8 protein-coding genes are annotated in these 14,884 nt (G+C 63.0%); 4 read left to right on the top strand and 4 right to left on the bottom strand.

Annotated elements, in window-relative coordinates; all coding sequences use genetic code 11:
* Positions 1-396: 396 nt before the first annotated feature.
* The 4 genes from INF37_RS13820 to secA all read right to left on the bottom strand — a co-directional run bounded on the left by INF37_RS13820 (position 397) and on the right by secA (position 9,451).
* On the bottom strand, positions 397-4,092 hold the full coding sequence (locus INF37_RS13820; RefSeq protein ID WP_101690981.1) for a phosphoribosylformylglycinamidine synthase: 3,696 nt from the start codon (positions 4,090-4,092) through the stop codon (positions 397-399).
* Positions 4,093-4,203: 111 nt separating this feature from the next.
* The gene (locus INF37_RS13815) at positions 4,204-5,745 is read right to left on the bottom strand and encodes an ABC transporter substrate-binding protein (RefSeq protein ID WP_235964353.1); all 1,542 of its coding nucleotides are present in this window, start codon (positions 5,743-5,745) and stop codon (positions 4,204-4,206) included.
* Positions 5,746-5,753: 8 nt separating this feature from the next.
* Positions 5,754-6,569, bottom strand: a complete 816-nt coding sequence (gene pgeF, locus INF37_RS13810; RefSeq protein ID WP_101690980.1) for a peptidoglycan editing factor PgeF — start codon at positions 6,567-6,569, stop codon at positions 5,754-5,756.
* A 122-nt stretch (positions 6,570-6,691) separates the two neighbouring features.
* A complete protein-coding gene (gene secA, locus INF37_RS13805; protein ID WP_193538916.1) occupies positions 6,692-9,451 on the bottom strand; it encodes a preprotein translocase subunit SecA in 2,760 nt (919 codons plus the stop codon).
* Positions 9,452-9,767: 316 nt separating this feature from the next.
* Here secA and INF37_RS13800 point away from each other — a divergent pair, with 316 nt between their 5' ends.
* The 4 genes from INF37_RS13800 to INF37_RS13785 all read left to right on the top strand — a co-directional run bounded on the left by INF37_RS13800 (position 9,768) and on the right by INF37_RS13785 (position 14,827).
* Positions 9,768-11,897 (top strand): bifunctional metallophosphatase/5'-nucleotidase, encoded by a 2,130-nt coding sequence (locus tag INF37_RS13800; RefSeq protein ID WP_193538914.1) that lies wholly within the window; start codon positions 9,768-9,770, stop codon positions 11,895-11,897.
* Positions 11,898-12,087: 190 nt separating this feature from the next.
* Positions 12,088-12,789, top strand: a complete 702-nt coding sequence (locus INF37_RS13795) for an S-layer homology domain-containing protein (RefSeq protein WP_193538912.1) — start codon at positions 12,088-12,090, stop codon at positions 12,787-12,789.
* A 128-nt stretch (positions 12,790-12,917) separates the two neighbouring features.
* On the top strand, positions 12,918-13,427 hold the full coding sequence (locus INF37_RS13790; RefSeq protein ID WP_193538910.1) for an RNA polymerase sigma factor: 510 nt from the start codon (positions 12,918-12,920) through the stop codon (positions 13,425-13,427).
* On the top strand, positions 13,424-14,827 hold the full coding sequence (locus INF37_RS13785; RefSeq protein ID WP_193538908.1) for a hypothetical protein: 1,404 nt from the start codon (positions 13,424-13,426) through the stop codon (positions 14,825-14,827). Before INF37_RS13790 ends, INF37_RS13785 begins: the two co-directional genes overlap by 4 nt.
* Positions 14,828-14,884: the final 57 nt, after the last annotated feature.

Below are 14,884 nucleotides of genomic sequence, written 5' to 3'. Positions count from 1 at the left end.
GAATTGTTTGTCTGCTCCCGCAGTCTGGAGCAGTGGTGGTTGGGTATTCCCTGACTGCATCTATAGGATACCACTCCTCCCGCGGAGAATGTTGAACGATCTTTGGCAGAATTTTAAATGTTCTGTAAACTGCCCTCCTCCCTGTCCACACAAAAAACCCCGTCCATTTGGACGGGGTTCTTTGCTTGAAAAGAGAGAGAGAGGAGGTACACAATGTTATCTATATACGCAAACACGGAGCTCTCCGTGGAATTGCTTGTCTGCTCCCGCAGCCCGGAGCAGTGATCGTTTTGGGGTTTTCCCCGACTGCATAGATAGGATACCACCCTTTTCTCTCCAATTGTTGGACAGTTTTTGAAAGGCCTGTGAACAATATGTAAACACAGCCTTCCGCGCTTACTTGAAGTAAGCCGCGCCGCTCTCAAAGAGGGGCTGATGGCGCTCGCCCGGGATATTCTTGCCCACGAACGCGCCACGGCGCTCCGAGTGGCCCATCTTACCGAAGACCCGGCCGTCGGGGGAGAAGATGCCCTCAATGGCCCGCAGGGCGCCGTTGGGGTTCACGTCGATGTCCAGGGAGGGGACGCCTGCGGCGTCCACATACTGGGTGGCCACCTGGCCGTTGGCCACCAGCTGATCCAGCAGGGCCTCGGGCGCCACGAAGCGGCCCTCGCCGTGGGAGATGGGGATGGCGTGCAGATCGCCCACCTGGCTCTGGAGCATCCAGGGGGAGCGGACCGAGGCGATGCGGGTGGTCACATAGCGGCTCTGATGGCGGCCGATGTTGTTGAAGGTCAGGGTGGCGCAGCTCTCATCCATGGGACGGATCTCGCCATAGGGCACCAGTCCCAGCTTCACCAGCGCCTGGAAGCCGTTGCAGATGCCCAGCATCAGGCCGTCCCGGTTCTTGAGCAGATCGTGGATGGCGTCGGTGATGCGGGGATTGCGCAGGAAGGAGCAGATGAACTTGGCCGAACCGTCGGGCTCGTCGCCGCCGGAGAATCCGCCGGGCAGCACCATCATCTGGGCGCCCTGAATGGCCTTTTCCAGCGCATCGGCCGACTGGGCCAGAGCACTGCCGGTCAGGTTGCGCACCACCAGAATTTCCGGCTCGATCCCGGCCCGCAGGCAGGCCGCAGCGGTGTCATATTCACAGTTGGTGCCGGGGAACACAGGGATGACCGCCTTGGGCATGGCCACCTTGTGCTTGGCCACGATGGGAGCGCGCTCGGTGCAGGAGATGGGCTCCACCGCGCCGGTGTCGGCGGTGCGGGTGGGATAGACCTCCTCCAGCACACCCTCGCTGATGGAGAGGAGCTCGGCAACCGGGACTTCCTCCCCGCCCAGACGGATGACCGGCTCCTGGGTGGTGTAGCCCAGCAGGAGGCCGCCCTCCACCTCGCCGTCGCACTCAGCCAGGATGGCGCCGGGCCGGGCGCCGAACCACAGGTTCTGCGCGTCCTCCCGGGCGGCAAAGCCGATCTCGTTGCCGAAGGACATCTTCATGATGCCCTCGGCCACATTCTCCTCCACCGCCCAGGCGGCCCGGATCTTACCGGCCTCGCTCAGGGCGTGGACACGGGCAAAGCAGGCGTTGATCTCATCGCAGTCCAGAGCATTGTCGGCCTGGAAGAGATAGACCGGGTGGCCTGCCTCCTTGAACTCAGGGGAGAGCACCTTCTCGGCCTTGGCGGGCGCGATGGCAAAGGAGATGAGTGTGGGGGGCACATCCAGATCCAGGAAGGAGCCGGACATGGAGTCCTTGCCGCCGATGGCGGCCACACCCAGGCCCAGCTGGGCGGAGAGGGCGCCCAGGAGAGCGGCAAAGGGCTTGCCCCAGCGCTCCGGCTCGTCCCGCAGCTTCTCAAAGTACTCCTGGAAGGAGGCGTAGGCGGCTGTGGGGTCACAGCCCGCCGCTACCAGCTTGGCCATGGAGGTCAGCACCGAGATAAAGGCGCCGGTGTAGGGATTGCGCTCCATGAGGTCGGGATCAAAGCCCCAGGCCATCACCGAGCAGGTGTCGGTGGTGTGGCCCGGTCCCACCGGGAGGAGGGCAGCCATGGCCTGGGTGGGGGTACGCTGGGTCTTTCCGCCGAAGGGCATCAGGACGCTGCCCGCGCCGATGGAGCTGTCAAAGCGCTCCACCAGACCGCGGCGGCTGGCGGTCTTGAGGCTGGCAGCGGTGGACCGGAGGCTCCCCTTGTGGAAGAGGCTCTCCGGGGTAAAGTAGTCGGGCACTCGCACGGTGGTGTGCTTGGCTGCGCCGTTGGTATTCAGGAAGGCACGGGAGAGGTCGGCCACCTTCTTGCCCCGCCAGGTCATGACCATCCGGGGAGACTCGGTGACCTCGGCCACCACATAGGCCTCCAGGTTCTCGGCCTCGGCATGGGCAATGAAGGTGTCCACGTCGGCGGGAGCCACCACCACGGCCATACGCTCCTGGCTCTCGGAGATGGCCAGCTCGGTGCCGTCCAGGCCGTCGTACTTCTTGCGCACGGCGTCCAGGTCGATGGCCAGGCCGTCGGCCAGCTCACCGATGGCCACGCTGACGCCGCCCGCGCCGAAGTCGTTGCACCGCTTGATGAGGCGGGTCACCTCGCCGTTGCGGAACAGGCGCTGGATCTTGCGCTCCTCGGGGGCATTGCCCTTCTGGACCTCGGAGGCCATGGTGGCCAGGGACTTCTGGTTGTGGCTCTTGGAGGAGCCGGTGGCGCCGCCGATGCCGTCCCGGCCGGTACGGCCGCCCAGAAGGATCACCTTATCCCCGGGGGCGGGGACCTCCCGCCGGACATTGGAGGCGGGGGCGGCGCCCACTACGGCGCCGGTCTCCAGGTGCTTGGCAATGTAGCCCTTGTGATAGACCTCGGCCACGTGTCCGGTGGCCAGGCCGATCTGGTTGCCGTAGGAGGAGTAGCCCGCCGCGGCCGTCTGGGCCAGCTTGCGCTGGGGGAGCTTGCCCTCCATGGTCTGGCTCAGGGGGACACGGGGATCGCCGCAGCCGGTGACGCGCATGGCCTGATAGACATAGGAGCGGCCGGACAGGGGGTCCCGGATGGCGCCGCCGATGCAGGTGGCCGCGCCGCCGAAGGGCTCGATCTCGGTGGGGTGGTTATGGGTCTCGTTCTTGAACATGAGGAGCCAGTCCTGCTCCTCCCCGTCCACGGTGGCGGTGACATGGACCGAGCAGGCGTTGATCTCCTCGCTCTCGTCCAGGTTCTTCAGGACGCCCCGCTTCTTGAGGACCTTGCCCGCGATGGTGGCCAGGTCCATGAGGGTCTGGGGCCGCTTGGCGGCCTTCTCCTTGCCGTAGACCTCCTCCCGGGCGGCCAGGTACATCTGATAGGCGGCCGCCACGTCGGCGTCATGGATCTCCACGTCATCGATATGGGTGGAGAAAGTGGTGTGGCGGCAGTGGTCGGACCAGTAAGTATCCACCAGGCGCAGCTCGGTCAGGGTGGGGTCCCGCTTCTCCTCGTCCCGGAAATAGGTCTGGAGGAACTTCAGATCGGCCAGGTCCATGGCAAGGCCGTACTCGCCGATCAGGTCGGAGAGACCGGCCTCGTCCCGGTCCCGGAAGCCCTCCAGCACCGCCACGTCGGCGGGCACGGCATAGGTGCGCTCCAGGGTCTCCACCCGGTCCAGTCCGGCCTCCCGGCTCTCCACCGGGTTGATGAGGTAGCTCTTGACCCGCTCCAGCTCTCCGTCGCTCACCTCGCCCTGGAGGATGTAGACGGTGGCGGCGGCGGCCAGAGGCCGCTCTCCGCCCGTGAGGAGCTGGATGCACTGGGCGCAGGAGTCGGCCCGCTGGTCATACTGCCCCGGCAGGGCCTCCACCGCGAAGACCCGGCAGGGCGCGGGGGCATCGGGGAAAGTCTCGTCATAGACGGCGTCCACCTGCGGCTCACTGAGCACGGTGGTGCGCACAGCCTGATAGGTGTCCCCGTCGATCCCCTCCACGTCGTAGCGGTGGAGGATGCGGACGCCCGTCAGGCCCTGAAGTCCCAGCTCGCTTCTCAGCTCACCCAGCAGGCGCCGGGCCTCCACGTCGAAGCCGGGCTTCTTTTCGGCATAGCAGCGAAATACGTTACCCATTACCATAACCCCTTATTCTCATATATAGTTGAATAAAAAACAGGCGCGGAGGGGCGCATCCCTCCGCGCCTGTCGGTTCCTCTTACATCATACCCGAAAAAACGCAGGAACTCAATTGGCGAAACTCCAATTTCCAAATCCATAGAACAGATTTTGTTGGGTGGGCGTGGCATTGGACACCTGCCCCCACTGGCTCAGCATGGACCAGTTTTTGAAGCAGAGCACCGCAAAGGGCGCCTGTTCCCCCAGCCGCTCATAGAGCTCCTTGGCCGCCGTGGTCCGCTCCTCCCCCTGGGCCGCCCGGAAGGCGGAGAGCAGTCCCGTCGCCGTGGGACCGTTGTACTTGCCGTAATTGAGGGCCCCGCCACCCAGCAGCGGAGAGGGATCAAAGTCGGCGCTCAGCTTGACCTCGCCCAGGTAGAGATCAAACTCCCCCGCGCTCAGGGCGGCGGTAAAGTCCTCCCAGGAGAGCTTTTTCACCGTCACCGATACGCCCGCTGCCGTCAGATCCCGCCCAATGGCGTCGGCCACTCCCGTCTTATAAGAGTTGTCCTGGTTGACCAGCAGGGTCAGCTCCAGCTTCTCTCTCCCCTTCTGATAGACGCCGTCACTCCGGCTCCACCCGGCCTGCGTGAGAATGGAATCCATCTCCTGGAGGGAGTAGTTGAGGGTGCCCGCCGTCTCGGCGTCATAGATACTGCTCACCGGGTGGGCGGGCAGCGTAGCGGCCACCGCGTGCCGGGAGAGCAGGGCCGAGCAGATGCTGTCCCGGTCCATCCCCCGCCCCAGCGCCTGGCGGACCGCCGCGTCCCGGCAGGGGCCCTGGGCCGTATTAAACCCGATATAGAGCATATTTGTCGTGGGATAGTCCATGGTCTCAAAGCTGCCCGAGAACCCCAGGGCGCCCACACCGGTGGAGTCGGTCCCCACCAGGGAGATCTCCTGGGTGTCAAAGGCATAGAGCAGGTCGTTGGCCTCCTCCACCGTCCGCAGGGGAATGGTCTCCAGTGCGGGCGCGGGAGTACGCCAGCTGTCATTCCGCCGCTGGAGGATATAGCTCTCCCCGCTCTGCTGGAGCACATAGGAGCCGGTCCCCAGAGGCACGCCTCCAGTCTCCCGGATGACCGGGATGTCCAGCAGGGCCGGCAGGTTTCCGTTGGGGCTGGTCAGGCGCACGGTCACAGCGCCCTCTCCGGCCTGGACCGAGGCAATCCCCGCCAGGCGGTTGCCGTACAGGGCGCTGGTCTTGGCCTGGGTCAGGGAAGCGGCCACATCGGCCGCCGTCATGGGAGTGTCGTCAGAGAAGGTGACGCCGCCGCGCAGGGTAAAGGTCCAGGTGAGGCCGTCCTCTGAGACAGTATACCCCGTCGCCAGGGCAGGCTGGGGCGTAAAGGTCTGATCCAGCTCATAGAGGCCGTCATAGACCAGCCCTCCCAGGGCCAGATTGGTCCGGTTGGTCCCCTGGATGGGGTGAAAACCAGCCTCCGGATAGCAGGGCAGCGCAAATTCCTTGGGCTGTGCCGTAGCCGTAGCGGTGGGCACAGGGGTCTGCGTGGGCGTGGGATCGGGCTCTTCCTCTCCACAGGCGCTCAGAACGGTGCTCAATAGCAGGACGGCGGCCAGGAGCCGCAGGTTTTTCTTCCGCTTTTTCATGGCTTTCCTTATCCCAGCAGCTGGACCATGGCGGCCTGGCTTCCCCGCACGCCCTGGGTATAGCGGTGGGACCAGAAGCGCTCGTGCTCACACATGGTGCAGGCCTCGGAGACCGCGATATGGTCCCGTTCCAGACCCATCTTTTCCAGGCGCAGGACATTGAGTCCCTTGAGGTCCACATGGAACTTCCCGCTCTCCTGCAGCTCGATGCACTTCAGCGCGGAGGCACCCAGCGCGCCGGTGAGGGCATTGGGCACATCCTCATCGGTCTCAAAGCAGCACTTGGAGATCCCCGGGCCAATGGCGGCCAGGATGTCCCCGGGCTTGGAGCCGTATACCTCCACCATCTTTTCTACGGCACGGCCCGCGATCCCGTTGGCGGTGCCCCGCCAGCCGGCATGGACGGCCGCGATGACCCGGCGCACCGGGTCATAGAACAAAATGGGCAGACAATCCGCCCCAAAGACCGTGAGGCACAATCCCGGAATGTCAGTGATGAGTCCGTCCGCCTCATAATCGCCCTTGCTGTGGATGCCCTTCCCCTTGTCGGCGGCGGTCACGGTGCGCACCGTGTCCCCGTGGACCTGGTTGGACAGGACCAGTCCCTCATAGTCCGCGCCGATGGCGGCGGTGAAGCGGCGGTAATTCTCCAGTACTTTTTCCCGGTCATCCCCCCGGCAGAATCCCAGATTGAGGGTGGCATAGGTTCCCTCGCTCACGCCCCCCTCCCGGGTGGAAAAGCCGTGGGCCACACCCCCCGCCTGTAAAAAGCCCTCGCTGGCCAGGAAGGGGACATTTTTGTTGACGCAAGTCACAATGCTCATAGTCAAAATCCTCAGTGAAACAGAGAAAAGCAGAATGGTCCCTCAGAGGCTGTCTCATTCTGCTTTTCCCATCGGTTTTCGGTTTTCACAGGGCGCGGCCCCTCACGAGGCCGGAGGCCGTCTTACTGATATTCAGGGCCGTGGTACTCCGCGCAGTCGCACTTCTTCCACTTCTTGCCGCTGCCGCAGGGGCAGGGATCGTTGCGGCCGATCTGAACGCCCTTCTTGACGGGCTGCTTCTTCACGGTCTCGTCGCTGCCGCCCGACTCGCCGGTGACACGGGCCACACGTTCGCGCTTGACGGCGCCGCCCACCTGCACCCGGGCCAGGTAGATCCGGCGGATGGTCTCCTCCTGGATGGCAGCGATCATGTTCTCGAACATCTCGTAGCCTTCCCGCTTGTACTCCACCACCGGGTCGTTCTGACCGTAAGCCCGCAGGCCGATGCCCTGGCGCAGCTCCTGCATGGCGTCGATGTTGTCCATCCAGTACTCGTCCACCACGCGCAGCATCATTACCCGCTCCAGCTCACGCATGAGGGGCTCACCCAGCTCCTGCTCCTTGCGGGTATAGATCTCAGTGGCCCGCTCCATGAGCTGCTCCACCAGCTGCTCGCCGCTGTACTGCTGCAGCTCGCCGTCGGTGTACTTGAGCTCATCGGGCCGCAGGAACAGGCCGCGGAAGGGAGCGCACACCTCGCGCCAGGTCTCGGCGTCCAGGTGCTTCTGCTCGCCCATCTGGCCCATGACCGCCCGGTTGATCACCGTGGAGAGCATCTTCTGGATGGCGTCCTTCAGGTTCTCGCCGTCCAGGACCTTGCGGCGCTCCTCATAGATGACCTTACGCTGGGTGTTCATCACGTCGTCGTACTCCAGCACCGTCTTACGGGTCTGGAAGTTGCGGGATTCCACCTGCTTCTGGGCGTTCTCAATGGCGCCGGAGAGCATCTTGGCGTCGATGGGGGTGTCCTCGTCCACGCCCAGGCGCTCCATCATGCCCATGACCCGCTCGGAGCCAAACAGACGCATGATGTCGTCCTCCAGGGAGAGGTAGAACCGGGTCTCGCCGGGGTCGCCCTGACGGCCGGCACGGCCCCGCAGCTGGTTGTCGATGCGGCGGGATTCGTGCCGCTCGGTGCCCAGAATGAACAGACCGCCCACCGCACGGACCTTCTCGGCCTCGACTTTGATGGTCTCCTTATACTTGGCCTCGGCGTCCGCAAACATCTTGCGGGCATTGAGGATGTCCTCATTGTCGGTCTCGGCGTAGCCGGTGGCCTCGGCCATCAGCTCATCGCTCAGTCCGGCCTTGCGCAGGTCGGCCATGGCCAGATACTCGGCGTTACCGCCCAGCATAATATCGGTACCGCGGCCGGCCATGTTGGTGGCCACGGTGACGGCGCCCAGCTTGCCGGCCTGGGCCACGATCTCGGCTTCCTTCTCATGGAACTTGGCGTTCAGGACCTTGTGGGGGATCCCCTTGCGCTTGAGCATGCCGGAGAGCTCCTCCGACTTCTCGATGGAGATGGTGCCCACCAGCACGGGCTGGCCTTTCTTGTGGCACTCCTCGATCTGCTGGACGATGGCGCGGAACTTGCCCGCCTCGTTCTTATAGACCACGTCGGGGTGATCCACACGCTGCACAGGCTTATTGGTGGGGATCTCCACGATATCCAGGGAGTAGATGGTGCCGAACTCCTCCTCTTCGGTCATGGCGGTACCCGTCATGCCGGAGAGCTTGTTGTAGAGGCGGAAGTAGTTCTGGAAGGTGATGGTGGCCAGAGTCTTGGACTCCCGGGCGACCTCCACCTTCTCCTTGGCCTCGATGGCCTGGTGCAGACCCTCGGAGTAGCGGCGGCCGTACATCAGGCGGCCGGTGAACTCGTCCACGATGATGACCTCGCCGTCCTTGACCACGTAGTCGATATCCCGCTGCATAAGGCCGCGGGCGCGGATGGCCTGGTTGATGTGGTGGGAGAGGGTGGTGTTCTCCACGTCGGCCAGGTTCTCCAGGTTGAAGGCCTCCTCCGCCTTCTTGATGCCGCGGGCGGTAAGGGTGACGGTGCGCGCCTTCTCATCCACGATGTAGTCGGCATCCTCGTCGGGATCTTCCTCTTCCTTGGTATCCACCTTGGCCACGCGCTTACCCTTCAGCTTGGCCACAAAATTGTCCACAATGGTGTAGAGCTGGGTGGACTGATCCCCCTGACCGGAGATGATGAGGGGGGTACGGGCCTCGTCGATGAGGATGGAGTCCACCTCGTCCACGATGGCAAAGGCATGGCCGCGCTGCACCATCTCGGCGGCGTAGATGGCCATGTTGTCACGCAGATAGTCAAAGCCGAACTCGTTGTTGGTGCCGTAGGTGATGTCGGCCTGATAGGAGAGCTTGCGCATCTGGGGCAGGATGTCGTGGATCACCAGGCCCACGGTCAGGCCCAGGAAGCGGTAGACCTTGCCCATCCACTCGCTGTCGCGCTTGGCCAGGTAGTCGTTGACGGTGATCACGTGCACACCCTCGCCGGTCAGGGCGTTCAGATAGGCGGGCAGGGTAGCCACCAGGGTCTTACCTTCACCGGTGCGCATCTCAGCGATGCGGCCCTGGTGGAGGATGATGCCGCCCACCAGCTGCACCCGGTAGGGCTTCATGCCCAGCACACGCCACGCGGCCTCACGGCAGGTGGCAAAGGCCTCGGGCAGGATATCGTCCAGCGTCTCACCATTGCGCAGGCGCTCTTTGAATTCGGGGGTCTTGGCTTTCAGCTGCTCATCGGTGAGCTTGCTGTACTCCGCGTCCAGCGCTTCGATCTTGTCCACAATGGGATAGATGGCTTTCAGCTCTTTGGCGGAGCTGCTGCCAAACAGCTTTTTTAAGAAATTCATGTTAGGTCATTCACCTTTCTTGCATGGTGCGGGAAAACCAATGCCTGTAAAACGTCATGTTAGAGTATAGCACATCCCCCTGTAATAAAAAAGGGGAAATTATGAACAAACGCCCTTTCTGCCCTCCTTTTCTTCCCTCTTCCGTCCTTTGGGCCCGTCATTTTGACCGAATCACCTTCTAGTTTGCCTCGACTTCCCGTATATTTTGTGGTACCCTATGGGCAGGCGGCGCCCTGTCCGCTGTCTCCGGTCGGGCCCGGAGGCTGGAGCGGGCGTCTCATTCCTTTTGGACAACTTGTAAAAAGGAGGATCTTGTATGAAGAAACAGTATCTGCGCAGGGCTCTGGCCTCTGCCATGGCTGTGGCCATGCTGGCCGGTCTCGTCCCGGCCGCTCTGGCCGCGGAGGGGGAGACTCACCTCACCATCATCGGTACATCCGACACCCATGGCAACATCTGGGGCTATTCCTATGAGGACATGAAGGAGAGCTCCAAGGACGGCCTGGCCCGTGTCTCCACCTATGTCAATCAGGTGCGTGCCGAGAATCCCAACACCATCCTGGTGGACGCCGGTGACACCATCCAGGGCACCATCATGACCGACGACCTCTACTCCAAGGACACCGCCGGCCATCCCGTGCCCGCGGCTCTCAACTACATGAAGTATGACGCCTGGACCCTGGGCAACCACGAGTTCAACTTCGGTGTGGACAAGCTCAAGTCCATCCTGGAGCAGACCGATGTTCCCGTGCTCTCGGCCAACATCAAGAACGCGGACGGCAGCTATCTCACCGGCGCCGGCTACACCATTGTGGAGCGGGGCGGTGTGAAGGTGGCCATCATCGGCGTCACCACGCCCAACATCCCCCGCTGGGACGGCACCAAGCAGGGCGTGTCCGACCTGACCTTTGAGCCCATGGCCGACTCGGTGGCCGAGTGCATCCAGGAGATCGGCGACAAGGCCGACGTCATCATGGTCTCCACTCACGCCGGTCTGGAGGCCGAGTACTCCACCGACGGCTCCGATGCCGCTCAGACCATCCTGGACAAGTGCCCCGAGGTGGACGTGCTCCAGCTGGGCCACACCCACACCACCTATATCAACAATGAGAAGATCCCCGTGGGCGAGGTCAAGAGCAACGCCGGCGAGGTGGTCCGCTATGACCTGACCCTGAACGCCGACAAGGAGATCACCACCGCTACCGTGGAGACCGTCTCCATGGAAGGCGTGGAGCCCGACCAGGGTCTGCGGGATGTGCCCGCCATCAAGGCTGCCCAGGAAAAGACCGTCTCCTTTATCCAGGATAACGTTCTGGGCCATGCCGCCGCGGATTTCCAGCCCACCAACGAGATCAAGGGCCTGCCCGAGGGCCGTCTCCAGGATACCGCCGTCATCGACCTCATCGGCACCGTGCAGCTGGAGAACTCCGGCGCCGATGTGACCGCCGTGGCCCTTTTCAAGGACACCAGCAATCTGAAGAAGGGCGACCTCAACTACGGCAACATGTTTGACATCTATAAGTTCCCCAACGTGCTCTACACCGTCAAGGTCACCGGCGCCGAGATGAAGGCCTACATGGAGTGGGCGGCCGCGTGCTGGAACCAGTGGCAGGAGGGCGACATCAACATCTCCTTCAATCCCGACAAGCCCGGCTACCTCCACGACCACTTCATCGGCCTGAACTATGAGGTGAACCTCTCCAAGCCCGCTGGAGAGCGCATCGAGAACGTGACCTTCCAGGGCAAGCCTCTGGCCGACGACCAGGTGCTCACCCTCTGCGTCAACGACTACCGCTATACCGGCCTCAAGAATGAGGGCATCATCTCCGGCGAGAAGGAGTGGGAGTCCCCCAACTCCGTGCGCGACATGCTGGTGGCCTATCTGGCCGAGCATGATCCCCTCCAGCCCACCGTGGACAACAACTGGAAGATCACCGGTGTGGACCTGAGCAAGGACGATCCTCGCCGCCAGGAGATCATCAACCTCATCAACGAGGGCAAGCTGGACACTCCCTACAATAAGAGCTACAATCTGGCCGACTATGACGCCCTGATCGCGGAGGCTCAGTCCCGCAATGTCATTGTGGACGGCAACGCTTTCCAGGTCGACAGCGCAGTCAGCAGCGGTCTGGGTGATATGGTCTTCTACCGTCTGCGCGATCTGGCAGTCGCCTTCAACGGAACCCCTGCTATGTTCAATGTAGAGTGGAATGGCCAGGTGGCCATCACCAAGGGCAGCGAGTACACCGCTGCGTCTCTCGCTCCCCGTCCGGAAGGCTCCGCCATTGATTACGCCAACATCACCATTCAGGTGGATGGCGTCGATGTGGAGACCTCCACTCTGCTCATCGGCGGCAACTACTATGTCTCCGCGGATGGACTGAACGCTCTTCTGGGCGTCTCTGCGGTTGAGGCCGACGGCGTGCTGACGGTCACCACCAAGTAAGCTTTTCCCCATCGGTCAAAAACGGGCGCGCGGCTGCGCGCCCGTTTTTTTACTTTTTCTGTCTCAAAATGGGCCTTCCGTACGTTATAGAAAAAGAACCCCGGCTTTCCGCCCCCGCCGAACAGGCGCTTCTAACGGGAGGCCGCCGTTCTCGACTCTACACAAACAGCGGAAAAAGGAGGAATCTCACATGAAACGTCTGCACCCGCTCCTCTCTCTGGGCCTAGCGTCGGCCCTGACCCTGGGCCTGCTCTGTCCCGGGGCCGCCGCGGCGGCCTTCTCCGACCAGGACCAGATCGTCCATCCGGATGCCGTCACCGCCGTGGCCGACCTGGGGCTCTTCGCCGGTCTGCCGGATGGCTCCTTTGCCCCCGCGCAGAACATCGACCGGGCCTCCTTTGCCCGGCTGGTCACCCTCATGCTCAACGGCGGAAAGATCCCCACCCTGGAGAATACCGCCGCGTCCTTCCCGGACACCGAGGGCCACTGGGCCCAGGACTGTATTACCTACTGTGCCTCCCTTGGGATTATCTCCGGCCGGAGCGAGACGGTCTTTGCCCCCGACGACCCGGTCACCATTGTGGAGGGGGCTCGGATGCTCCTCTCCGCCCTGGGCTATCGGGCGGACTACGAGGGGATCAGCGGTGCCACATGGCGCATCACGGTAGATATTCTGGCCGATCAGGCCGGGCTCTATGCGGACATGGGCTCCTTTGACAGCTCCACGCCCCTGACTCGGGATATGGCCGCCCAGATGGTCTACAACGCCCTGAACATCCCCCTTGTCACCTATGAGGAGACCACCGGTTCCGACGGCGTCAAATGCTGCACACGGGTGGAGCAGAAAGACACCCTCCTCACCAGCGTTTTTGCACAGGCAGAATCCGAGTAGTACAGCTGAGCGGCGGCGCCCTTTTTGAGGGCGCCGCCGCTCAGCTGTACGCCTGTCACAAAACCGCTTTGCCGTGCGTTATATGGGTGAAAACCGGTTTTCCGATCCAGCAGAAAGGAAGTGGTAGGATGGACACACAGGCACTGGAGGAGCGCTTCCCCGAGGCAGATGACGAGATCCTCTCAGAGGCCGTCTCTCGGTACGGCCCTCCTCTGCTGCGTTACTGTCACCACATTCTGTGTGATTACCATGAGGCGCAGGACGCAGTCCAGATTACGTTTTGTAAAGCTTATACCCGCCGCGCCCGGTTCCGGCGCGGCTCCAACCTCTCCGCCTGGCTCTACCGGCTGGCCTATACCACCTGCATAGATCTCCTGCGCCGCCGGAAGCGGCAGCTCTTTTCTCCCCCGGCCACCCCTGTGTCTGATCCGGACTACATCGGTCCCCAGCTCCGCGCGGCGCTCCTGACCCTCTCCCCGCAGGAGCGGGCGCTGGTCTTTGGCCGCGTCATGGAGGAGCGCAGCTATGAGGAACTCTCCCAAATGTTAGGGCACAGCGCGGCCACCCTGCGGAAACGCTATGAGCGCGCCCGGCATAAACTGGCCCGGGCTCTGACCGAACAGGAGGAATCTCTATGAAACGCACACCGGAAGAAGAGCGGATCTTCCAGGCCCTCTCCTCCATCCAAACGCCCCCCGCCCCGCTGGAAGCGGGCATCCATGCCCGCCTCGCCGCGCGCAGGACGCACCGGCGCCCCTATGTCCGCATGGCCCTGGTCTGCGCCTGTCTGCTGGCCGTTTTGGGCGCGGCCGCGGCGGCCGTCGGTCTCACGGACGCCTGGCGGTATTTCTTCTCCTCGCCCATTCCTTCCAGCGCGGTGACCGAGCTGGGGCTCTCCCAGACCAAAGGGGAATACACCCTCACGCTGGAGGACGCGGTGGCCGAGGATACCGGCGTCCTGCTCCTTCTCTCCCTCACCCGGGCGGATGGCGGGGTGATCGACCCGGCGGTGGGCCTCAACCTCTCCTCCCTGCGCCGCGCCCCGTCCCTCTCTCTGTCCGACGGCACATCCCTGTCCCTGCACGCGGTTTCTGCCCCGCAGCAGAGCACAGACCAAAAGGCCCTCTACTATGTCCTTCAGGCCTCCACTGCCGACCGGGCCGCCTCCCTGGCGGATGAAACCCTGACCCTGGACCTCTTTGCCCTGGGAAAGACCCCATACAATAAAACAGCGGTTTTGTCTCTGGCGGAGCTCTCCGCAGAGCACTGGGACACCTATTCCCCCTCTGATTTTTCCGGGATCTCCGCCGCGCTCTCCCGCCAGAATGCCGCTCTCCCGGTCCCGGCTGTGGATGGTTTCTCCGGTGCTGTTCTTCATGGTGCGGTCATGCTGGAGGAGAAGGGCCTTTCCATCGGGATCAGCGCTCCGGACATGGGCGTACAGAACGACATCCTCTGTGATAAGGTCTACCCCAACGCCATCGTCGATACCCGCACCGGTGCGCGGTACTATCACGGCTCCATGCGCTGCTATGAGCTGGAAAACGGGGAAGGCTCCTATGTATACAGCTTCCAGGACTGCCCCTTTACCCCGGAGGATCTCCCCTGGCTGGAGCTGGAGGTCGTCTATGCCTGCACTCCGCTGGTGCCTGACTCCTCCTTCTCCATCCCCTTCCAGGTAGATACTGTCACAAGCATCTCCGTTCCGCTGGACGGACTGGAGCTGGCCGGCCAAACCTTGCCCATCCACACCTTGCAGATCACCCCTCTGGGGATCTCCCTGATCGGTGCGGGGAATGATCTCACCCCCTATGAATGCCTCTATCAGGACACGCAGATCCCCTGCTCTCTCACCAAAACAGACGGCACCATTCTTTCCCTGGAGTGTACCGGCGGTTATGTGAGCGAATTTGCCGGAGAGAGCTGCTGTGTCCTCTCCCTCTCCAGGCCCCTTTGCTCGGATTCCGCCTTTACTTTCTGGGACCCCGGCGAGATCGCCTCCATTGCCATCGGGGACTGCGTACTGCCGGTGGCGTAGCCGTCCCCAAGTTGCCCCTGCCCTGCTTTTGTGGTAGAATAGCCGAAACACCATGCC

Source organism: Pseudoflavonifractor gallinarum (assembly GCF_014982855.1).
Taxonomy (GTDB): domain Bacteria; phylum Bacillota; class Clostridia; order Oscillospirales; family Oscillospiraceae; genus Pseudoflavonifractor_A; species Pseudoflavonifractor_A gallinarum.
Note: the sequence above shows the minus strand (reverse complement) of the source record. Positions and strands in the feature narration are given on the sequence as shown.